Annotated in this window: 20 protein-coding genes; 9 read left to right on the forward strand and 11 right to left on the reverse strand. The window is 65.4% G+C overall.

Annotation, left to right across the window (positions count from 1 at the left end; genetic code table 11):
- The first annotated feature begins 364 nt into the window (after positions 1–364).
- Positions 365–1240: an SMP-30/gluconolactonase/LRE family protein gene (locus tag C438_RS06490; RefSeq protein ID WP_004968527.1), complete on the forward strand. Its 876-nt coding sequence runs from the start codon at positions 365–367 to the stop codon at positions 1238–1240.
- 84 nt (positions 1241–1324) lie between these two features.
- Here C438_RS06490 and C438_RS06495 read toward each other — a convergent pair whose 3' ends face one another.
- Both C438_RS06495 and C438_RS06500 read right to left on the reverse strand, forming a co-directional pair.
- On the reverse strand, positions 1325–1741 hold the full coding sequence (locus C438_RS06495; protein ID WP_004968528.1) for a GlcG/HbpS family heme-binding protein: 417 nt from the start codon (positions 1739–1741) through the stop codon (positions 1325–1327).
- Positions 1742–1916: 175 nt separating this feature from the next.
- Positions 1917–3533, reverse strand: coding sequence for a glycosyl hydrolase family 28 protein (locus C438_RS06500; RefSeq protein WP_004968529.1), 1617 nt, complete (start codon positions 3531–3533; stop codon positions 1917–1919).
- A 56-nt stretch (positions 3534–3589) separates the two neighbouring features.
- Between C438_RS06500 and C438_RS06505 the strand changes: the two genes are divergently transcribed.
- Complete coding sequence (locus C438_RS06505; protein WP_083899970.1) at positions 3590–5017, forward strand: sulfatase family protein; 1428 nt, start codon at positions 3590–3592, stop codon at positions 5015–5017.
- 107 nt (positions 5018–5124) lie between these two features.
- Positions 5125–6255, forward strand: a complete 1131-nt coding sequence (locus C438_RS06510; protein WP_004968533.1) for an enolase C-terminal domain-like protein — start codon at positions 5125–5127, stop codon at positions 6253–6255.
- Positions 6256–6399: 144 nt separating this feature from the next.
- On the opposite strand, the gene C438_RS06515 is transcribed toward C438_RS06510, so the two are convergent.
- The 7 genes from C438_RS06515 to C438_RS06545 all read right to left on the reverse strand — a co-directional run bounded on the left by C438_RS06515 (position 6400) and on the right by C438_RS06545 (position 13219).
- Positions 6400–6618: a hypothetical protein gene (locus C438_RS06515; protein ID WP_049917800.1), complete on the reverse strand. Its 219-nt coding sequence runs from the start codon at positions 6616–6618 to the stop codon at positions 6400–6402.
- 133 nt (positions 6619–6751) lie between these two features.
- Positions 6752–7813 carry an ABC transporter ATP-binding protein gene (locus C438_RS06520; RefSeq protein WP_004968535.1) on the reverse strand — a complete coding sequence of 354 codons (1062 nt, stop codon included), beginning with the start codon at positions 7811–7813 and terminating at the stop codon, positions 6752–6754.
- Complete coding sequence (locus C438_RS06525) at positions 7810–8880, reverse strand: ABC transporter ATP-binding protein (RefSeq protein WP_004968537.1); 1071 nt, start codon at positions 8878–8880, stop codon at positions 7810–7812. Before C438_RS06525 ends, C438_RS06520 begins: the two co-directional genes overlap by 4 nt.
- 45 nt (positions 8881–8925) lie before the next feature.
- On the reverse strand, positions 8926–9948 hold the full coding sequence (locus tag C438_RS06530) for an ABC transporter permease (RefSeq protein ID WP_004968538.1): 1023 nt from the start codon (positions 9946–9948) through the stop codon (positions 8926–8928).
- 2 nt (positions 9949–9950) lie between these two features.
- Positions 9951–10952, reverse strand: coding sequence for an ABC transporter permease (locus C438_RS06535; protein ID WP_239640658.1), 1002 nt, complete (start codon positions 10950–10952; stop codon positions 9951–9953).
- Positions 10953–11025: 73 nt separating this feature from the next.
- Complete coding sequence (locus C438_RS06540; protein WP_004968542.1) at positions 11026–12825, reverse strand: ABC transporter substrate-binding protein; 1800 nt, start codon at positions 12823–12825, stop codon at positions 11026–11028.
- A gap of 172 nt (positions 12826–12997) precedes the next feature.
- Complete coding sequence (locus tag C438_RS06545; protein ID WP_004968543.1) at positions 12998–13219, reverse strand: hypothetical protein; 222 nt, start codon at positions 13217–13219, stop codon at positions 12998–13000.
- Positions 13220–13326: 107 nt separating this feature from the next.
- On the opposite strand from C438_RS06545, the gene C438_RS06550 reads away from it, so the two are divergent.
- On the forward strand, positions 13327–13788 hold the full coding sequence (locus C438_RS06550) for a universal stress protein (RefSeq protein WP_004968544.1): 462 nt from the start codon (positions 13327–13329) through the stop codon (positions 13786–13788).
- Between the two features lie 81 nt (positions 13789–13869).
- Here the strand turns inward: C438_RS06550 and C438_RS06555 are convergent, their stop codons facing one another.
- Positions 13870–14709: an NAD-dependent epimerase/dehydratase family protein gene (locus C438_RS06555; protein ID WP_004968545.1), complete on the reverse strand. Its 840-nt coding sequence runs from the start codon at positions 14707–14709 to the stop codon at positions 13870–13872.
- A gap of 217 nt (positions 14710–14926) precedes the next feature.
- Here C438_RS06555 and C438_RS06560 point away from each other — a divergent pair, with 217 nt between their 5' ends.
- From C438_RS06560 to xacF, 4 genes are all read left to right on the forward strand, one after another.
- Positions 14927–15865 carry a dihydrodipicolinate synthase family protein gene (locus C438_RS06560; protein ID WP_083899972.1) on the forward strand — a complete coding sequence of 313 codons (939 nt, stop codon included), beginning with the start codon at positions 14927–14929 and terminating at the stop codon, positions 15863–15865.
- Between the two features lie 680 nt (positions 15866–16545).
- Positions 16546–17580 carry an SGNH/GDSL hydrolase family protein gene (locus tag C438_RS06565; protein ID WP_004968549.1) on the forward strand — a complete coding sequence of 345 codons (1035 nt, stop codon included), beginning with the start codon at positions 16546–16548 and terminating at the stop codon, positions 17578–17580.
- Positions 17581–17678: 98 nt separating this feature from the next.
- A complete protein-coding gene (locus C438_RS06570) occupies positions 17679–18587 on the forward strand; it encodes an AEC family transporter (RefSeq protein WP_004968550.1) in 909 nt (302 codons plus the stop codon).
- Between the two features lie 140 nt (positions 18588–18727).
- Positions 18728–20179 carry a 2,5-dioxovalerate dehydrogenase gene (gene xacF, locus C438_RS06575; RefSeq protein ID WP_004968551.1) on the forward strand — a complete coding sequence of 484 codons (1452 nt, stop codon included), beginning with the start codon at positions 18728–18730 and terminating at the stop codon, positions 20177–20179.
- Between the two features lie 24 nt (positions 20180–20203).
- On the opposite strand, the gene C438_RS06580 is transcribed toward xacF, so the two are convergent.
- Entirely contained in the window at positions 20204–20977 is a 774-nt protein-coding gene (locus C438_RS06580; RefSeq protein ID WP_004968552.1) for an IclR family transcriptional regulator, read from the reverse strand.
- A gap of 185 nt (positions 20978–21162) precedes the next feature.
- Between C438_RS06580 and C438_RS06585 the strand changes: the two genes are divergently transcribed.
- Positions 21163–22230 carry a glycoside hydrolase family 88/105 protein gene (locus tag C438_RS06585; protein WP_004968553.1) on the forward strand — a complete coding sequence of 356 codons (1068 nt, stop codon included), beginning with the start codon at positions 21163–21165 and terminating at the stop codon, positions 22228–22230.
- Positions 22231–22246 lie beyond the last annotated feature (16 nt).

The raw sequence follows: 22246 nt of genomic DNA on the forward strand, positions 1-22246 counted from the left end.
CTATTCAGACAGCACGGGTATACTCGCTACTTCGAAGTAATTACCTCGATATAGATTCGAAAATCGCTTATACATCTGTAAACTATGATTTATAATTGAGTTATTTGAATTATTTGAATATTCACCAGTGCCAATGAATTTCAATTTAAAAGATAGGACCAACATTTCATTTGTATCTTTATATGTTTTCTAACCGTCGTGCTGATGCTTTCGCGTGCCACGTCTTTTCCGGCCACGACCGAATTGACGTACTCGCGTGGTCCCACGCCCGAAGCTGATTCTCTAATCGGAAATACGATTGACACATTGGCACGTATGGAGTGACGGACGATGTTTAAGGTCTCGTGGGAGGAACGACCACGCGATGGCATGGGAGTTCGAGCGAGTCGCGGGTCCGTTCCGGGCCACCGAGGGTCCGATTTGGACCGGCGACGCGGTTCGATTCACGGAGATACAGGAGTATCAGGTCCTCGAATACGACCCGGACACGGGAGAGACGAGCGTCTACATCGACTCGACCGCCGGCGCGGTCGGCCTCCACGAGGGACGCGGCGGCGAGTTGTACGCCTGCGAGGCCGAGGGCCACCGCACCGCCGCACTGGCCCCGGACGAACCCGCGACGGTCGTCGTCGACGAGTTCGAGGGGACGCCGCTCAACGGGCCGAACGACCTCGAAATCGACCGCGACGGGGATATCTGGTTCACCGACCCGGACGACAAGGACCGGGGCCTGCTCGGCCACACCTCCGTCTTCCGCGCCGAGCGGCCGGATGCGGACGCCGACGCGGGCGACGACTGGCGACTCGTCCACCTCACAGACGAGATGGACCGCCCGAACGGCATCCTCCTCTCGCCGGACGAATCGCGACTGTACGTTGCAGAATGCACCTACGGCCCGGACCAAGCGACGGATTTGCGGGCCTACCCGATTCGCGACGACGGGTCGCTCGGCCCCCGCGAGATACTGCACGACTTCGGCGACCACCGCGGCATCGACGGCATGACGCTCACGGCGTCCGGCGAAATCGTCGCCTGCGCCGGCTGGGAAAAAAGCGGACCGGGACCGTCGATATACGTGTTCGCCCCGTCTGGCGAGGTGCTCGAACGCCACCCGTTCCCCGAGAGTCGCCCGACGAACTGCACGCTCGGCGGACCCGATGGCTCGACGCTCTACGTCGCAGACATGACGGGCAGTCTCTACGCGGCCGAGACCGACCGCTCGGCGTACGCTCGGTTCTGACCGAAAAGGGACCGTGAGGACAGATACGCTGGATTGGGTGTCGTCGGAACCGAAACCGGACTCGGCGACTCCGACGCGGGCGTCTCAGCGGAGCGGTTCGAACGCGTCGAGCCCCGCTTGTGACGCCTCCATGTCCTCGGCCACCGCGCCGCCGCTCGCGCCGACCGCGCCGACGACGACGCCGTCGTGTTCGACCGGGAACCCGCCGCCGAAGACGACGACGCGACCGTTGTCGGTGGTGTGGAGGCCGTACACGTCGCCGCCGGGTTCGGCACCTTCCTTCAGTTCGTGGGTCGGCTTCTTCACCGCGGCCGCGGTGTAGGCCTTGTTCTGTGCGATGTTGCTCGCGACGAGCTTCGCGCCGTCCATCCGGCGGAAGCCGAGGAGGTTGCCCTCGCTGTTGGTCACCGCGAGGTTCAGCGGCACGCCGAGTTCCTCGGCTTTCTCCTCCATCGCGTTGAGAATCGTCTTGGCTTCGGCTAGCGTTAGCTCTTGTACCATCGACTCGACCGTCGGCGGCTCGGAGCAAAAACCCACCGTTCACGGGGAGAACCGCCGCTGGAACGGCCACAGACGGCGATACGGCTATCCGAACCGAATCGTACACCGCGCACCGCTGTCTCGACTGCGCGTGTTCGCGTTTCCCCGTCCCGTCGCGTCGGCTTGAACGTACGGATTACCGCGGGAGGGCGTTCCCCGACCGCTCGAACGACTCCACGTCGCCGGCGTCGGCGGCGTCGATGAGGTCGTTGTTGACGAACAGGCGCTCGTCGGCCGTGTTCGACAGCGAGAGGAACGTCCCCGTCCCCTCGGTCGCCCGGGAGTTCCGAACCGTGATGTCCGTCGTGTCGGCGAGCGAAACCGCCGCCGCGTCGTCGTCGCGGTGGGCCTGTCTCCCGACGAAGCCGTCGACGAGCAGGCCGTCCACGCCTTCGCAGGCCAGCCCGCTCCGGTAGTAGTCGGGCAGGTCGCCGTCGTCGCCCCACTCGACGGTCACGTCGCGCATCGTCACGTCGCGGGCGTTCTCGACGTGGACGCCGGCGATGTCGTTGGCGAAGATGGGCGTGACGACCGAACTCGGCTGGAGGTCGAAGTTGCCGCCCACCTCGTCGGCGTGGTCGCTCCCGGTGAGTTCGATGCGGACGTTGTCGAACTCGATAGTCTCGATATCGGAACCCTCGGAGCCGTAGACGAGCGCGCCGTTCTCGCTTCGCGCGACGATGTTCGAAAAGCGGACGTTCCGAATCCCGCCGAGGTCGGTGTCGTCGTCCCGCGGGACCGACGTGACGTAGATTGGCTCGCCTTTGCCCCACCACGGGCCGGGGAGCATGTTGGAGTTGACGACGATGTCGGTGAAAAGCACGTTCTCGACGACGCCCGAATCGCGGTGCTGGATGCCGAGGCCGCGGTTCGATTCCTGCACGACGATGTTCTGGAACAGGCAGTCGCGAATCGTGTCGTCGGTCCCCGAGCCGAACTTGATGGCGCAGGCGCTCGACCGGAGCGTACAGTTCGTCACGACGATGCCCTCGCAGGTCGTCGACTCGTCGGGCCGCGCGCCGAAGGTGATGCTGTCGTCGCACGACTGGATGGTGCAGTCGGAGATGTGGACGTTTCGCGTGTCGCCGAGCGCGATGCCGTCGCAGTTCGGGATGAGCAGGTGGTTGAGGATGTCGACGCCGCGGATGTCGACCTCCTCTGTCCCGTGGAACGACAGCGTCCACGCGGGCATGTCGCGGATGGTCACGTCGCGGACGCGGACGTTCGTGCAGTTGTTGAACCGAAACATCGGGCCGGGGCGGAAATCGGGCTTGGCGACCGGCCAGCCGTCCGTCCCTCCCGTCCGCGAGAGGTAGGCGTCGCCCTGCCGCGCCTCGTGGGGTCCGTTCGAGATGAGCGGGTGCGACGCGCTCTCGTTGGAGTGGCCCTGAATGGGCGTGTCCATCCGCATGAACTCGGTCCCGAGGCCGTCGAACTCGCCCTCGCCGGCGATGGTGACGTTCTCGACGCCCTCGGCGAGGAAGAAGATGCGCTCGTTGTCGGGGCCGATGAACTTGTCCGTGTACTCGGACTCGTCTTTCGCGGGGCTGACGACCGCGCCGGCTTCCAGATAGAGCGTCACGTCGCTTCGGAGGTGGACGGTTCCGACGGTGTACGTCCCGCTGGGGACGGTGACGGTCCCGCCGCCGGACTCCGAGCAGTCGTCGATGGCCGTCTGGAACGCCTCGGTCTGGAGGTCGTCGGTCTCGTCGGCGTAGGCTGTCACGTCGAAGGCACTCGCTGTGGGCGGCATGTACGCGTACCGTCGCGGTGGCCTATCTTTATACTACTGGTGCTCGGAGTTCGGCCGTGAGTGATGCTCGCCCAAACGTCCTGTTCGTGATGACTGACCAGCAACGGTCGGACACGATTCGGGCGCTCGGAAACAGTCGAATCCACACCCCGAACATCGACCGACTGGTCGACCGCGGCGTCTCCTTCACCAACGCCTACTCGCCGGACCCCATCTGCATCCCGGCGCGACACACGATTCGAACCGGCTGTGAGGCCGTCTCGACGGGCTACCTCGGGAACGAAAAGCGCGACGCGCGACACCTCGAAGGGCGGTGTGGTCCCTTCCTCGCCCGAAGCATGCGCGAGCGGGGTTACCGGACGTTCCTCGTCGGGAAGTACCACGCCCACCCCCGCGACATCGACCTCGGCTACGACGACCACCTGAGCTTCGCGGCGTTCCGCGAGGAGACGGGCCACGAGGTCAAGACGACCGCCCGGCAGGGCGCGGTGGTCCACCTCCCCCAGCAGAACCGACTCCCGCCGGACGACAACTACGAGGCGTGGATGACCGACCGCGCGGTCGACCTCGTCGGCCGCGACACCGACGAGCCGTTTTTCGGCCTCGTCTCGTACGAACCGCCGCACCCGCCGTTCGCGCCGTCGCCGCCCTTCGACCGGATGTACGACCCCGAACGGCTCGAAAACCCGGTGAAAGGCGACCGCGAAACCGACCATATGGACGAGAAGATTCCCGCCCAGAACCACCACTTCTGGACGACCCGCGAGGGCGGCATCGACGACACCACCGTCCGGGTCATCAAGGCGTACTACTACGGGATGATTTCGGAGGTCGACCGCCGCATCGGTCGCCTGCTCGACGCGGTCGAGGCCCGCGACGACGCCGACAACACGCTCATCTGTTTCTTCTCGGACCACGGCGAACTGCTCGGCGACCACCGCGGCTGGGAGAAGTCGTCGTTCTTCGAGTCGTCGTGTCGCGTCCCGTTCCTCGTGAGTTGGCCCGCGGAGCTACCGGCCGGGGAGCGCCGCGACGACCTCGTGGCCCTGACCGACCTGTTCGGTATCGCCACGACCGCCGCGGGCGACCCGGAACTCCGCGACGGCGTCGACGTGCTCGGGACGATTCGGGGCGACGCGGAGCCGAGGGAGCGTCTGTTCGGCTACCACCGGACGCCGCGGCTCCCGCCGAACTTCACCGGGATGGTCCGCGAGGGCCGCTGGAAGTACGTGTTCATGCGCAACGGCGGCCGCGAACAGCTGTTCGACCTCGCGGCCGACCCGAACGAACTCGACGAGTGCGCCGCCGACCACCCCGAGGTCGTCGCCGAACTCCGCGACGCGCTGGCGGAAAAGCTGACCGACGCGGGCGCGGACGAGTTCGTCGAGAACGAGACGCTCCGGCGCGCGCCGTACCAGGAAATCGACATGGGTCGGCTCGTCCGCGAGCCGTATCCCGAGGAGCCGGCGGACGTACTGGACTGACCGACCGGCGTCGCCGGGTTCTCTCCCCCGACTCCCTGCTGTCCAGTCCCCGAAATCGCCGGTCCCGCCGTACTTTTATCACCGTTCCGCGTAACCGACTACCACGAATGGAGATACGTGACATCCGTACCATCCGGTTCAGCTGTGCGTCCCACATCGACCCCGACGAGAAGGGCCACGGCCACCCCGGCGAGCCGAGGGAGTCGACGCGGACCATCACCCACGTCGTCGTCGACGGCGGCCCCGACGGCTACTGCCGCGGCGGCCACGAGGCGGCCAACGAGTTCGCCAAGAAGCACCTCGTCGGCGAGAACCCGCTGTATCGCGAGAAGCTCTGGCAACTGCTCTGCCGGGCCGAGCGACTGAACAAGGGAACGCTCACGGACAAGCGCGTCGCGCCCATCGACTGCGCGCTCTGGGACATCGCCGGCAAGGACGCCGGCCTCCCGGTCTACCAGCTCATCGGCGCGGCGCGGGACTCGGTCCCGGCCTACGGCAGTACGATGGTCGGCGACGACGACCCCGACGGACTCGGCTCGCCCGAGGCGTACGCCGACTTCGCCGAGGAACTCGTCGAGGAGGGCTATCAGGCCGTCAAGCTCCACACGTGGATGCCGCCGTTCGGCGACGACCCAGAACGGGACATCGCCGCCTGCCGGGCGGTCCGCGAGCGCGTCGGCGACGACATCGACCTCATGCTCGACGCCCACCACTTCTACAGCCGAAGCGAGGCCAAGAAAATCGGGAAGGCGCTCGAAGACCTCGACTTCCGCTGGATAGAGGAGCCGATGGACGAACACTCGATGTCCTCCTACGAGTGGCTCTCGAACGAACTCGATATCGCCGTCGTCGGCCCCGAGACCGCCGAGGGTCGGATGCACACCCGCGCGGAGTGGATAAAGCGGGACATCGCCGATATCATCCGGGTCGGCGTCTACGACGTGGGCGGCATCACGCCCGCGCTGAAGGCGGTCGGCCTCTGCGAGTCGTTCAACATCGAGTGCGAGATTCACGGGCGCGACGCGCCCAACCTCCAACTGCTCGGGACGATGGCGTTCCCCGGCCGGTACTACGAGCGCGGCCTCCTGCACCCGAACCACGACTACGAGACGTACTTCCCCGGCCTCGAACACCCGCCGGACGAAATCGACGACAACGGCGTGGTCGAACTGCCGCAGACGCCCGGCCTCGGCTACGCGTTCGACTGGGACTACATCGACGCCAACCGCGTCGAGTAACTGCCTCGGCAGGCGGGACGGAGCGACCTCGGACGCGACGAGAGCGAACGACGACGCGACGGCGGTCGCTCGCGGAACGCTATACGCTGTTTTTCGGGTCGGCGGTTCAGTTCGACGTTCGGCGTCGGTGACGGAACTTCGGGGTCAATTGTACGCGCCCCAGAGTCGGAGCAACAGGTAGCCGCCGACGCCGACGCCGACGAGCGAGATGCCCCAGACGCCGAACATCCCCGCGAGCGTCCCGTCGAGAACGAAGCGAGCGAGGAGAATCATGAAGACGCCCGAGAGCACGGTCATGATGAAGTTCCGGTTCGACGACGCGGCCTTCCGGAGCGAAGGCACGCGCGATGCGTTGACTGACATACGTACCCACACGGTCACCCTCCGCACACAAATAGATACTGTTCGCGCAGGGCGGGGTTCGGCCGGCTTGCACGGCTCTTCGGGGTGAAAACGGTCGGCTGGCGAATGGGAGTCAGGGGTCGAAACGACCGGTTCAGTCGTCGACGATGCTCGGACTGTCCCAGTACTCGTGGGTGTCGTCGGCGCGGAAGCACCGCGCGGCGCGACCGCTCCCGTCTTCGAACGCGCCCGGGTCGTTCGTCTCACAGACCTCCCGCGCCTTCGGACACCGCGGGTGGAAGTGACAGCCGCTGGGGCGGTTCGTCGGGTCGGGGATGTCGATTTTCCGAATCGGGAGGCCGTCGTCCCCCTCTCCCTCGTAGAGGTTCGGCGTCGCCCACTTCAGCGCCTGCGTGTAGGGGTGCTGAGGGTCGCCGATGACCTGCTCTATCGGCCCGACCTCGACGATGCGACCGAGGTACATGACGGCGATGCGGCCGCCGGACTTCTCGGCGATGTACCGGGCGTTCGAGAGGTCGTGGCTGATGAAGACGTAGGAGGTGTTGAACAGGTCCTGCAGTTCGAGCATCAGGTCCATCATCTCCACCCGGAGACTCACGTCGAGGGCGCTGATGGCCTCGTCGGCGAGGATGACGTCCGGGTTCAACAACAGCGACCGGACCAGCACGACGCGCTGTTTCTCGCCGCCCGAGAGCTGGTGGGGGAACCGCTCGACGAAGTCCTCGGCGGGCGTGAGTCCGACGCGTTCGAGGAGCGCGTAGATGCGCTTTCGGCGCTCTTCTTCGCCGAGGTTCGGATTCCACTTCTTCAGGGGGAGCATCAGCGAGGTGAGGATGCGCTGGTTCGGGTTCAGCGCGCTCCCGGGGTCCTGGTGGATTATCTGGAGCGAGCGCCGAATCTCCGAGAACGGAATGTCCGGGTCGCGGCCGTTTTTCGCCTCCCAGATGTCCTGTCCGCGGTAGGTAATCGAGCCGTGGGTCGGCTCTTGTGCGCCGATGATTGTCTTGCCCAACGTCGATTTGCCACAGCCGGACTCGCCGATGAGCGTGACCACGTCGTTCTCGCCGATGTCGAGCGAGATGCCGTCGACGGCGCGGACCGTCTGCCGCTCGCCGAACAGGCCGAGGAAGCCGCTACTGTCCGTGAAGTGGACCGACACGTCGTCAACCGAGAGGATGGAGTTGTCGACGCTCATTCCGACTCACCGCCCTTTTCGGCCGCTTCCATCGCGGGAATCGGAATCTCGTCGGACACGTCGTCGTGGTAGAAACACGCGGTTCGGTGGCCGTCGCCGCGGTCTGCCATCGGCGGCTCCGCCTCCGCGCAGGACTCGTCGGCCATCGGGCACCGCGGCCGGTACGAACAGCCGGGGATGTTGGTCACCGGGTCGGGCTTCGACCCCGAGATGGACTGCATCTCCTCGATGGGCGCGTTCAGGTCCGGCGTCGCGTTGAGGAGCGACCGCGTGTAGGGGTGCGCCGCGTCGTACAGTATCTCCTCGGTCGAGCCGACCTCGACGATGTCGAACGCGTACATCACGACGAGCCGGTCGGCGAGCTTGGTGAGAAGCGGCAGGTCGTGCGTGATGAAGATAATCGTCAGCTCGTACTCCTCTTTGAGTTCCTTGAGCAGGGAGACGATAGAGCGTTGCATCAGGAGGTCGAGCGCGGCGGTCGGCTCGTCCATCACGAGCACCTCCGGTTCGAGGATGAGCGCGAGCGCGACGAGCGCGCGCTGTTTCATCCCGCCCGAGAGCTCGTAGGGGTACGAGTCGAGGACGCGGTCGGGGTCTAAGTAGAGGTCGCCCAGAATCTGGTGGGCGCGTTCGAGCCCCGCCTCCACGTCGCGGTTGTGGTCTTCGAGGGTCTCCCGGAAGTGGCCGCGGACCTTCTTGACGGGGTTGAACGAACTCATCGCGCCCTGGAAGACCATGGCGACTTCGCCCCAGCGGAACTTCCGAAGCTCCTCTTCGTCGAGGTCGAGCACGGAAATCGGCTCGCCGCCGTCGGGCGGGTAGTAGGTGACCTCGCCGGAGGTCTCTCCCGGGCTGACGACCGCGTTCATCAACGCGGACGAGGTCATGGACTTGCCGCTCCCGCTTTCGCCGACCATCCCGAGCGTCTCGTTGCGGTAGATGTCGAAATCGACGTTGCGGACGACTCTCGATTCGCCTCGGTTCGTCCCGAAGGTGACTTCGAGGTCGCGGACTTCGAACACGACGTCTTGGTCCGGGTCCGAGTCGTTCTGATTCGACGTTCGCATTGCTTGGTTGGTAGTCATCGTCTGGTAATAGGTGTTGGCACGGGGTCAGTCCCCGCCGGTCGCCTGCGATTGGTTGTTCTTCGAGGTGCCTTTCTTCGAGGTTTTCGCGTGGCGCGCCCGGAGGCGGACGTTGAACAGGCTGTCGAGCCCCTGCGACAGGAGGACGAGCCCGAACGAAAGCAGGAAGATGCAGACCATGGGCGCGACCATCCACGGGAGCATGTCCGGGCGGGTGAGCGCGTTGCCCTCGTACGCGAGGTTCATCATCACGCCCCAGTTGAACGTGGTGAACGGCAGGATGCCGAGGAAGTACAGCCCCACGGACTCGAAGATGATGCGCCGGGAGGTGAGCGCCCCGTTTATCATCACGTACGGCATGAGTTGCGAGAGGATGTCCCGCCGGAGAATCGACGACAGCGGGATGCCCATGATTTCGGACGCCTCGACGTAGGACTCCTCGCGGATGCTCAGCACCTGCGAGCGGACGGTCCGCGCCAGCCCCGGCCAGTTGTCGATACCGAGGAAGACCCCGACGATGTAGGGGTTCTCGGGCTGGAAGATGGCCGTGATGACGATGATGAGCGGCAGGCCCGGAATCGTGATGACCACGTCGGTGATGGTCATCAGGATGGAGTCGATGCGCGTGCCGTGTTCGAAGCCGGCGACGACGCCCACGAGGGCGGCGAACCCGACGCTCACGACCGCGCCCGCGAATATCATCTTGAACATGCCCGGCGTCGCGTGGATGAGTTGGGCGTGAATCGGCTGGCCGAACACGTCGGTGCCGAGCGGGTACGCGAGCGATTCGAACGGCGCGGCGAGGACGGGCGCGTCACCGCTCGTCGGCCGCTCGACGAGCCAGACGCCGACGGTTCCCATGAGGAGGAAAAAGGCGAGAATCGCGCCGCCGACGAGCGCGCGCCAGTCGGCGACCGCGATGCGCGCGGGGGCGACGACGTTCATCTCGAGGAACCGCTTCGTGCGGTCGGCCCGCGATTCGGGGTCCGGGTCGATGTCCTCGTCGTAGAGGTCCTTCAGGTCGAACGAGTCGGAGTGTGCCTCGCTCATCGTTATTCACCCACCGAGATGCGCGGGTCGATGAGCGTGTACGTGAGGTCGGCGATGAAGATGGCGGTCAGCGAAATCGCCGTGAACACGAGGAGCGTGCCCATCAAAAGCGGGTAGTCCTGCGTCTTGACCGCCTCGAACATCAGGAGGCCCATGCCCGGGTACGCGAACACCTCCTCGACGATGACGGCGCTACTGAAGACGCCGGCGATGCCGATCATGAACTGCGTGTACATCGGGAGGATGGAGTTGTGCCCGAGGTACTGCGTGGCGATGCGGGTCTCGCGGAGCCCGCGGAGCTGTGCCACGCGGATGTAGTCCTCGCCGAGGACGCGAATCGCGTTGCCGCGCATGGCGAGCGCGCCGGAGGTCGCGAGCGCGCCCATCGAAATCGCCGGGAGCGCCGCGTGTTGCACGAGACTGAGCATGAACTCGGGGTTGTACCCCGCCGCGATGCCCGAGCCGATTCGGCCGCCCGTCGGGAAGTAGTTGTTCTGGATGGCGAGGAAGTAGATGAGCACGACGCCGACGATGTAGTACGGAATCGAGTTGAGCCCGATGATGAGCGATGACACCGTGGAGTCGAACCGCGACTTCTCGCGGTAGGCCGTCATCACGCCGAGGAAGATGCTCAGCGAGTAGCCCAGCGCGAGCGCGTAGACGCTGATGAACATCGACCACGGGATGCGCTGCATGATGAGCGTCGTGACCTCCTCGTTCTTGAAGAACGAGGTGCCGAGGTCCTGCCGGAGAATCACGTCAGACGCGTAGTTGAAATACTGTACGTGCATCGGCTGGTCCGGGTTCACGTTCGTGTAGAGCTGTATCATCCTGTTCAGTCGGTCGATGTCGACGCTCCCGCCGCTCTGCGAGAGGATAACGCTCCGCATCGCTTCCGTCGGGCCACCGGGCATGGCCTGATACAGCAGAAACGAGACCGTCATCGTGACGAAAAACGTCAGTATCGCTTGCCCGAGACGCTTCAACAAATACTTTGGTGTCATTATTAATAGTTTGGCTTCTAGCGTGAGAGAGCTTAATTGTGGTGGTTAAGCCCGTTGGGGGTGCCGTCTCACCTCACTGCGAGTTGGAGCTAATCCATCCGTTCTTGAAGGAGAACTCGCCCGGTCGGTTCGTGTTGAGTTCGTAGTCGTCGCCCGTCGGCATGGAGAAGTCCTGCGTGTCGCCCCAGTAGCCGGAGTCTTCCTCGACGAAGACGAAGTCGGGAAGCGCGTAGTTGAACCACTGGACGAGGTCGCGGGTCCGCTCTTTGACCTGTTCTGCCGACTCGGAGTTCGGCAGGTCGTTCATCAGCTGTGCGGGCTGAATCTCCTTGCCGCTCCCCGAGATTTCGGTCGCGCCGACCTCGCTCGGGATGGTCGTCGTAAACGGCTTGCCCGTCGGGCCGGTCTCGTTCCCGCTGGAGGGGTCGCCGACCTCGATGCCGTAGAAGTTGTTCGAGAAGTACGCCGTCGGGTGCCACAGCGCCTTCGCGACGTGCCATATCCAGAAGATGTCAGCCTCGTAGGTCTGGAGGCGCTGGTAGTAGTCGGTCGAGCTGACCGTGCTAATCTCGGTCTGGAGGCCGAACGCGTTGAGCTGGTCGTTGAAGACCTTCGTCGCCTGCACCTGGGTGTTGTTGTTCTGCGTGAGGACGGTGAAGGTGAACGACTCGCCGTCCGGGTCGACCCACGTGCCGTTTTCCTTGGTGTAGCCGGCGTCTTCGAGCAGTTGCGTCGCGGCGTCGAGGTCCTTGCCCACCGGGTAGTCGATGAGCTGGTCGACGAAGTCCTCGCCGAGGTACTCCTCGTGAATCGTCGAGCGCAGTGCCGTCTGGTTCTCGGCGGGCGCGCCGACGGTTCCGGCCTGTCGCATCGCGGCGACCATCGACTCGAAGTCGACCGCGTTGACGATGGCGCGTCGGACGGGAAGCCGCGCGATGTGCTCGTTTTTGAAGTTGAACGTGAACTTCTGCGTGCGGAACCAGTTGAGCCGGTAGACGTTCTCGATGTTGTCCGGGTACCGTGACTGCTGGGACTCCGACATGAGCACGTCGGGGTTCATGTCGAGCTGGTCGTTCACCGACAGCGACTCCACGTCGGCGGTCGTCTCGGGGATGATGCGCACCTTCGGGATGTCCGTCCGGCTCGCGTACGGGTGGTCTTCGAACTTCTCGAGGACGGTCTCCGAGGAGTTGAAGCCGGTGACGCGGTACAGCGCGTTGCCGAGCCCCTCGTCGATGAGCTGTTGGGTGGTGATGCTCATGTCGAGGAGGTCGCTCGTCACGCTCTCGCGCTCGCTCTCGTTCGACGCTTCCTCGTAGCGGGTGAGGTACTCGCGGTAAATCGACCGCGGGGTGTTGACGAACGTCTCGGCGACGTTCGCCTTCATGAGGTTGGGCGAGACGGCCGTCTTGAACGTCCGCTCGATGGTGTAGTCGTCCACCAGCGTGTTGCTCTCGATGGGCGACTGCTCGGGCGACTGCAGGCGGTCGATTTCGAGGCCGATGTAGTAGTCTTCGGCCGTCAGGTCGTCGCCGTTCCACCACTTGAACCCCTCGGGGAACGTCAGCGTGAGCGTCCGCCCGTCGACGCTCATGTCGTCAAGCAGGTCGGGTCGGACCGTCCCGTCGGCGTAGCCGCGCGCGACTTCCTCGAACAGTTGGTCCTGCAGGGTGTGCGCGTAGTTGCCGAGGCTGTAACGGTTGAACTGCACGTCGGTCGCGGGTCGGCCCGCGGGGTAATCGAGGGTGTCGTCGGCGAGGCCCGCCCCGGATTCGGTGTTCGTGCCGCCGTCCGTGCCGTCTTCGGTGCCGCCGTCTTCGGTCGTCTGCCCCGAACTATCGAAACAGCCGGCCAGTCCAGCCGTCCCGGCCACCGCCCCGTACTTGATAAGGTCTCGTCTACTCCAGTTGGTTGAACGCTTTCCAGCCATGCGGTATCATCTATCATGATACTCCCGGTTAATATAGATACTGGATTTACCCATACTGACCATGATAGAGAAAATACCTGTTCTCTCGGTCACGACGGTCGCGTCGGCGTCCCCGTCACGCGCTCCTCGCCGTCCACAGCAACAGTCCGAGCATCAGGACCGCTAACCCGCCGAACGTCGTCAGCTGGAGATAGACAAGCGCGTGAGTCGTCGTCCCCGGCTCGATAGACGGAAGCGAGACGAGAAGCAGGGCGATGGAGGCGAGCGAGATGACGAGGACGAACTTCATCCGGGTCTCGTAATCGCGGAGCACGTCGGCGAGACTCGTTTCGGGCATGTCTGCGTAGAGTACCGCGGTGTATTTCAGTATACTGCCCCGCCCGTCGCCCTCGCGCCGTCCGTTCCTGCGGTAGACTTAGATAAGACGAGGCGGAATGGAGGTGCATGGACAGAGGCTTAGTACTCATCGAGAACACCGACTCGCACGCCGACCTCCTGCGGGAGGCCAGAGAACACGCGCTGGGCGCGGACGCCGACCTCGTCCTCCTCGTCACGCTCACCGAAGACGAGTTCGAGGAGACCCAGGAGGTCCTCGACACCATCGGCGACGTCGAACACACGTCGTACACGGAACAGGACGCCTTCCGGGGCGCGATGAACGACGCCGAGGAAGTCGCCCGCGAGGTCTTTTCGACCGACGACGAGGTGTCCTACGACATCGTCCCGCGAATCGCCAGCGAGAAAGAGCGCGCCGAGACCGTCATCGAGGTCGCAGAAGCGGAGGGCGCAGACCACGTGTTCATCCTCGGTCGGAACCGGTCGCCGACCGGGAAAGCGCTGTTCGGCGACCTCGCGCAGTTCGTGATTCTCAACTTCGACGGCTACGTGACGCTTCACACCGAGTGAGCGTCGCCGCGGCGGACTGACCCGATTCTCGTTTTTTCTGCCCCCGCGACCGCGTAGCCGCCTGTACTCAGTCGTCCGAGACTACTCCGGCGGGCTGTCCCACTCCTCGCCGTCGTCCTGCGGGTGGTAGCCGATTTGCGAGCGGGCGTGTTCGAGGTCGTACCACCGGCGCTGGTTGTCACTCACGCCGCTGAAGATGCCGAACTCGACGTTGTCGTCCTGCAGACAGCAGTCGATTTCGTGGGCGAAGTCGCGGCGGGACTGCCACATCGCCTTCATGCGACCGACGGTCTCTTGGTACTCGGCGCTCCCGCGCTCGAACTCGCCGTTCTCGACGGCGGCCTCGGCGTCGCCGTAGGGGTGGTCGTACTCGGGCATCCGGACACTGCACACCCGGAGGGCGTAGAACTGCTTGGGGTATTCGTAGTTCTCGACGTAGTACCGGCCCATGTCCTCGCCGTAGGCCTTCGACGCGCCGTAAAACGAGTCGGGGCGGACGGGGTCGTCGTGGCCGATGACGAGCCCGTGACCCGGCTCGTAAATCTCGGGGGCGAACTCGTCTTCGTAGCCGCCCATCACGTGGTTGGTCGAGAGGAAGACGAACGATTCGATTTCGTTCTCGCGGGCGACTTCGAGCGCGTTGTACATCCCGATGATGTTGGGCTCGAAGATGTCCTCCCACGTGCCGTCGGTGTAGGGGTACGCCGCCATGTGGACCATGGCGTCCTGTCCCTCAGCGGCGTCGTCGAGGGCGTCGTAGTCGGACACGTCGCCGACGACGGTGTCGTAGCCGCCGTAGGGGTGGTCGTCGGGTCGGTCGGAGCGGTTGAAGTACGTGAAGTCGTAGGCGTCGTCGTCGTGCAGGTGGTCTATGACTGCGGTGCCGCACCGGCCATAGACGCCGGTCATCAAGACGTCCATACGAATCCACTCTGACCAAATCGTAATAAATTGATGGGTGACCGCGAAATCCGACTTCGCCTCGGGTGCCGCGCCGGCCCGCTGGTTCGGTTCACAAAGCCTGAACGTCGCGGAACGTCGCGTCCCAGATGGACGATTCGCGGGCCCTCTCGCGCGCGAACGCCGGATGCAGGGGTTGACGATGGGTTTATCACGGTTGACTCAGATTGACTGTACCATGCCACTCGCAGACGACCGTGTACGTAGTCGTCTCCGTGGCGTCGCCGTCGGCTTGCTCACGCCGTTCGACGACGACCTGGAGATTCAACACGACAAACTCGAAGCGAACGCGAAGTCGCTTTCCGGCGACGGTATCTCGTCGTTCCTCGCGGCCGCGAACATCAGCGAATATCACTCCCTCACCCAACAGGAGCGCGTCGACGTGACGGAGACGAGCGTCGAAGCCCTCCCCGACAGCGCCTGCGTCCTCGCCGGCGTCGGCGGGTCGACGAAGGCCGCGACGGAGTTGATGGACGCCTACGACCGCGTCGGCGTGGACGCCATGATGGTCATGCCGCCGGACCACACCTACGTCCACGAGCGGGGACTCATTCGCTACTACGAGAAACTCGACGCCGCGACCGACACGCCGCTGGTTCCCTACGTCCGCGGCTTCGACCCCTCGGTCTCTTTCCTCCGCGACCTCTCTCGCATCGAGGGCGTCGTCGGCGTCAAATACGCTATCGAGGACCCGGTCAAACTCGGCTCGGCCGTCGCCGCCGCGGACGACGACGTGGTCTGGGTGGACGGCCTCGCGGAACCGTTCGCCGTCTCGTTTTGGAACGAGGGTATCGAGGGCTTCTCGGCGGGCGTCAGTAACTTCCGCCCCGAAATCGGCCTCGCGCTGTTCGACGCGCTCGCCGCGGAGAACTGGGAACGCGCCCGCGAGATTCGCGACCTGACGCTTCCGTTCCAAGCCCTCCGCGGCGAGACGGGCCAGGACAACGACCTCCCCGGCGCGATAAGCGTCCCGGTGGTGAAGAAAGGGCTCGAACTGGCCGGCCTGCACGGCGGGTCGGTCCGCGAGCCGATTCGGTCGCTGTCGGCCGAAGACGAGCGCCGCGCCGAGGAGTTGTACGAGGAACTCGACGACGGTATCGCCCGCGTCATCGACTGACTCGGCGACCTCGACCGGACCGCGCCCGATGCCCGAACCGCACCGAAACCGACGACTCGGACCCCACCGAAACCGACTGACCACCACCCACACTGCCTGACGCCTCCCGACTGCATCGGTCGGGGGCACCCACCACCGCCTTCTGCCGTCTCACCGCCGAGTCGCTTCCGGGCCGCTGTCCTTCGCATCTCTGTCCCCTTCGACATCGCTCCGTTCTCCCGGCCGCGATGGTCAGCCGCGCTCGCCTGCTCGCTTGCTTCCGACAGCGGAGCGGGTGAGCTGGGTGAGCCGGCTGACACGACCGTCGCGGCGTCGTCGTATTCTCGCGCGGCGTTCGCGGGTGGGGAACGGACTTCCGGCGAATTGTGCCCGATTGTTCATCTGCAATGGTTTTCCTGTTCCCTTCTTGCGAACGTGCTTGTTCGGGGCCTGTAACGTCGGAATCCGAGCGATCTGGTGATTTATCGCTTCCGGACAGCCGTCTGTCGTCGACGCCCAACGCGCGAATTCGGAGCCACAGTCGCCGGACTATTACAAGCATATGTCTGTAATTTTCCCGCCTCGGGAACCCGACTGCCGAATCGGGCTTCTTTCGCCCCGAGTCCCGCGGCGCTCGTCGCCGCGCGTCGGCGGTCGGAGGTAGGGATAAGTAGGTGCGGCGTGTGCGTGACTCACACGGCATGCAGCACGACGATATCCAGCACGACGACGTTCAGTTCCACAACGTCAGGGCGCTCCAGCGGGTCAGACCGCACGAGGGACTTCGACTGCTCCGCGTCCCGGAGGCCGTCAGGAGCGGCCTGAACGCCGGCGCGCAGACGCGGATGTCCCACCCGGCTGGGACCGAGATTCGGTTCGTCCCCGAGGAGACGGTTCGAATCACGCTCTCCTCCGAGGAGCGAAACAGCCTCGTTCGCCCGTTCTGGGGGGATTTTCAGGCCAGCGGCGAGGAGTTCACGCTCGGCTCGGAGCCGAAGACGGTGGAACTGTCTCCCCCGGAGTCGCTTTCCGACCTCGACCCGGCGGCGACCGGCGAGATGCGCTACGCGCCCGAGGTGTGCCGACTCGTCTTCCCCGGCGACCACCGCGGCGGCCACATCTACTATCACGACGTCGAGGGCGCGTGCCGGCCGCCGACCGCCGACGAGGTGCCGAGCCTCCGGTACCTCGCGTACGGCACGTCGATTACCGAGGGCGAGGCCCCGTCGGCGGAGATGCTCACGTACGTCAACCAGACGGCGCGGCGACTCGGCGCGGACCCGATAAACCTCGGATCCTGCGGGACCGCCTACTGCGACCCCGCGATGGCCGACCACATCGCCGCCCGCGACGACTGGGACGTGGCGACGCTCTCGCTGTCGGTGAACATGGTCGGTCGATTCTCGCCCGACGAGTTCCGCGAGCGGGCCGCCGACATGGTCGAGACCGTCGCCGCGGCGAACCCGTCCAAACCCGTCGCTTGTATCACGCTGTTCCCGCACGTGCGCGAGTACAAACGGGACCACGAGGAGGCGACGCTGTCCGAGACGTTCCGCGACCACCTCCGCGACGTGGTCGCCGACTGCGGCTACGACAACGTCCACCTCGTGGAGGGACCGGACCTCCTGCCGACCGCCAGCGGGATGACGACCGACCTCGTCCACCCCGGCGACGACGCGATGATTCGCATCGGCGAGCGCCTCGCGCGCGAGCTCGAATCCCTCATGGACGATTAACTAGAATCCGTGCGATTCAGGCGCTCTCGTGCTCGAATTATCCGAACGAAATCTCCGCGAGCGTAACACGGAAGGACCCCCCTGTTCGATGGAAGGGTATGACCGTCGCCGCAAATCTGGGCTACATGCTCGGGGTGCTCTGCCTCGGGGCGCTAGCGAAGCGCCTCGGCCTCCTCGACAGCGGCCGTCGCGACAAACTCACGTTCTTCGCGTTCGCCTTCGCGCTCCCCGCGCTCGTGTTCACCTCGACGTACGACCAGCCGATTCGCGAGGTCATCGAGCCGACGCTCCTCTTTGGCTTCTGGCTCGTCCTCTTCACCATGCTCGCCGTCGGCTGGGTCGTCCACCGCCGGGTGTCGCCGGACTCGGTTCGGAGCGTCGCCATCGTCCAGTCGTACTACTCGAACCTCGGCTTCCTCGGCCTCCCGCTCGTCAGTTCGACGTTCGGCTCGCTGGCGTCGGCGAAGGCGGCCGTCATCCTCGGCGTCGGCGCGCTCACTCACGTCCCGCTCACTATCAGCGTCCTCGTGCTCGTCAACGGCGCTGACGTGTCGTTCAAAGAGGAGTTCGTCGGCGTGCTCAAGACGCCGGTCATCCCGGCGCTCGTGTTGGGCCTCGTCTTCTCCGGGCTCGGCCTCGGCGTCCCCGGCGTCCTCCTGACGGGCCTCGACGCGCTCGCCTCGCTCGCGCTCCCCGTGGCACTGCTCTCCATCGGGGCGTCACTCACCGTCTCCACCGAGTCGTTCGACTTCCGCACCGTCGGCGCCGTCGTCGGGAGCAAGGTCGTCCTGATGCCGCTTCTCGCCTTCGCGGTGTTCTCGACGTTCGCGTCGAGTTGGTCGACGGTCCAAGCCGGCGTGACGATGCTCGCGACGCCGACCGCCGTCTCGTCGTTCGTCTACGCGAACGAACTCGGCGGCGACGCCGACCTCGCGTCGATGAACGTGTTCGCCACCACCGCCGTCTCGGTCGCGACGCTCTTCGTCGTCCTCCAGTTCCTGCTCTGAGTCGACGGCGGCCCGTCGCTCTTCCTTTGAACGGCCCGAATTCGCGTGTCTCACGCCCCGTGTCGGTCTCGAGCGAACGGCCGGCATCCACGTTCGCCATGAGAAGCTTACTTAGTGATGGATGCACATAGCTAGGTCGAATGTCGAGAACGTACGGTAACTTCATCGACGGCGAATGGACAGACTCCCACTCCGGAGAGACGTTCGAAGTGACGAACCCCGCGGCGGCCGGCGAGGTCGTCAGCGTCCACCCGGCGTCCTCCAAAGAAGACGTCGAGGCGGCGCTCGACGCGGCGGTCGCCGCGCAGGACGAGTGGGCGTCGACGCCCGGCCCGTCCCGCGGCGCGATTCTCCGCGAGGCAGGTAACAACCTCGAAGCGCGGAAGGACGAGGCGACCGAGGTGCTCGTCCGCGAGGAGGGCAAGACGCGCTCCGAGGCGGGCGGCGAAGTACAGCGCGCAATCGATATCTTCCACTACTACGGCGCGAAGGCGCGGGACGTCGGCGGCACCGTCAAGTCCGCGAGCGCCCCCGGAAAGGACCTCTACACGAAGCACGAACCCCTCGGCACGGTCGCGCTCATCACGCCGTGGAACTACCCCATCGCCATCCCGGTCTGGAAGCTCGCCCCGGCGCTCGCCACCGGCAACACCGCGGTCCTCAAGCCGGCGTCCGAGGCACCGGGCGTCGTCTCTATCGTCCTCGAATGTCTCGACGACGCGGGCCTCCCGGCCGGCGTGGCGAACGTCATCACCGGGTCCGGGAGCGAGGTCGGCGGCCCGCTCATCGAGAGCGAGCGCATCGACGGCGTCTCCTTTACCGGGAGCACCGCCGTGGGGACGATGGTCGCCGAGACGGCCGCGGTCGACCTCACGCGCGTCCAGTGTGAGATGGGCGGGAAGAACCCGACCGTCGTGATGCCCAGCGCGGACATCGAAGACGCCGCCGAGACCGTCGGCGTCGGCGCGTTCGGCACGACCGGCCAGTCGTGTACGGCCACCTCGCGCGCCATCGTCCACGAGGACGTGTACGACGAGTTCGTCGCGGCCGTCTCCGACTACGCCGAGTCGCTCGTCGTCGGCGACGGCCTCGACGACCCCGACATGGGCCCGCACGTCTCCGAGAACGAACTCTCCTCGACGCTCGAATACATCGACATCGGCTCCGCCGAGGGCGCGACGCTCGAAGCCGGCGGGGGCAGGCTCTCCGGCGACGACTACGACGACGGCTACTTCGTCGAGCCGACGGTGTTCTCCGGCGTCGAAAACGACGCTCGCATCGCCCAAGAGGAGATTTTCGGCCCCGTGCTCGCGGTCGTCGAAGCCGAGTCGTTCGAGGACGCGCTCGCCCTCGCTAACGACGTGGACTACGGCCTGTCGGCCAGCATCGTCACGCAGGACCTCAGCGAGGGCAAGCGCTTCGTCAACGAGGTCGAAGCGGGCGTCGCGAAAATCAACGAGAAGACGACCGGCCTCGAACTCCACGTCCCCTTCGGCGGCTACAAGGACTCGTCGACCAACACGTACCGCGAGCAGGGCGACGCCGGCCTCGACTTCTTCTCGTCGGTGAAGACCATCTACGAGAACTACTGAGCGCCGCCCCGCGTCGCCCCGCGCTCAGGAGAACTTCGTATTCAGTTCGATGACGTTCGCGGCGCTCCGGACGTAGTCCGCGAGTTCGCCGTGGAGGCGGTCTTCGGTGAACCGACTCGACGGACCGGTGATGCTTATCGCGCCGAGAATCGTCTCGTCGTTCTTGACGGGCGCGGAGACGCACCGCAGGCCGTCGATGTTCTCCTCGTCGTCGATGCCGTACCCCTGCTCGCGAATCGTTTCGAGCTCCGCGAACAGCTCTTCGGGCCCGGTGATGGTGTTTGCCGTCTTGGGTTCGTACTCCATCGCCGCCGCGATTTCCTCGATGCGCTCGGGCGGCAGGTACGCGAGAATCGTCTTGCCGAGCGACGTGGAGTACATCGGCTGTTGAGTCCCCACCCGCGACAGCGTCTCGACGGCGTGTTCCCCCTGCGCCTTGTGTAGATACGACACCTTACCGTACTCCTCGACGCCGAACTGGACGATTTCGCCCGTCTCCTCGGCCAGCGAGTCGACCTCCTTCTGGACGATGTCGAAGTTGCCTATCTGGTCGCGGACGTGCGAGGCGACGTCGAGGAATCGCAGTCCGAGCCGGTAGCCGTCGCCCTCGCGCACGATGACGCGCCGCTCTTCGAGCGTTCGGAGGTGGCTGTGGACGGTGCTCTTCGAGTGACCGAGCTCGTCGGCGATTCGCGTCACGCCGATGCCAGCCTCCTCCTGGAGGAGGTCGATGATATTGAACGCTATCTGGACCGAGCGGATGGTCCGGCCGGGGCGTTTGTTCGGTTGGGGGCTCATGGTGTGACAGTCGAACCAGAGCCGTATATATCTGTTCCCGCCTCGGGAACGTGGCTGTCGCGGCGAACGAGCGACCGAGGTGCCCGGACCGATAGACCGGCGCGCTCCGGCCGCCGTCCCGCGGCGGCGCGTCGCCATGGGATACATTTTTCATCCCCGCACGTCTTCGTGTGGGTACCGTACTCATGCCAGCAGACGAGCTTACACCAGTCCAGCGCGCCGCCTCGTATCTCCGGTCGCTGGACATCGACGGTCAGTCGTGGATTACCGGCGTCGCCATCAACGGCCTGCTCGCCGAGGGGGGAGACGAGTCGGTCGAGCGCGCGAAGCACCTCGTCGACACCGCGGTGGCGACCCAGAACGACGCCGGGCAGTTGAGCTACGGCCCGAGCTACCCGATAGAGGTCTTCAGCCACGGCCGCGAGTACGAGGCGAGCTGGGAGCTGACCGTCAAGAAGTGCATGAACACGAACAACAGCACCGCCATCGGTCACGGCGTCCTCGACTTCTACGACCGGACGGGCGAGGACCGCTACCTCGACGCGGCCGAACGCGCCTACGAGTCGCTTCTGTCCTTCGACCGGACCGAAGACGGCGGCATCCCCCACCACGACCCCGACCTCGCGGGCATCAAGTCGCTGTGGATAGACTCCGTCTACATGATGTGTCCCTTCCTCGCCCGCTACGGCGAGGCCGCGGGCGACGCCGACGCCTTCGACGAGGCGGTCGAGCAGATTCTGATTCACGCCAAACACCTCCGCGACGGCCACACGGGGCTGTTCCGACACATCTGGGTCGAACAGCCGAACCACTACCCGCAGGGCGCGTTCTGGGCGCGCGGAAACGGCTGGGCCGCCGCCGCGTCGGCGGACGTGCTCGAACGGCTCCCCGAGGACCACCCGAAGCGCGACGACCTCCTCGACCTGTTCCGGTCGCACTGCGAGGCGCTCCTCCCGCTTCAGGACGGCAGTGGCTTCTGGCACAACCTCGTCGACGACCCGCACACGCCGCTTGAGTCGTCGGGGACGCTCATGTTCGCCTACGCCTTCGCCCGCGGCATCGACCTCGGCATCCTCGACGCGGAGACCTACCGCCGACCCGCCGAAGACGGGCTCGCGGCCGTCTCCCGCGTCGTCGGCGAAGCGGGCGCGGTCAACCGCGTCGCCGGCCCGCCGGGCGGCCCCGAGGCCCCGCTGACGGACACGCCCTACGGACAGGGCTGGTTCCTGATGGCCGCGAACGCGCTCGACTGAGGTTCCGGACCGGCAC

The organism is Haloferax denitrificans ATCC 35960 (assembly GCF_000337795.1).
Classification (GTDB): domain Archaea; phylum Halobacteriota; class Halobacteria; order Halobacteriales; family Haloferacaceae; genus Haloferax; species Haloferax denitrificans.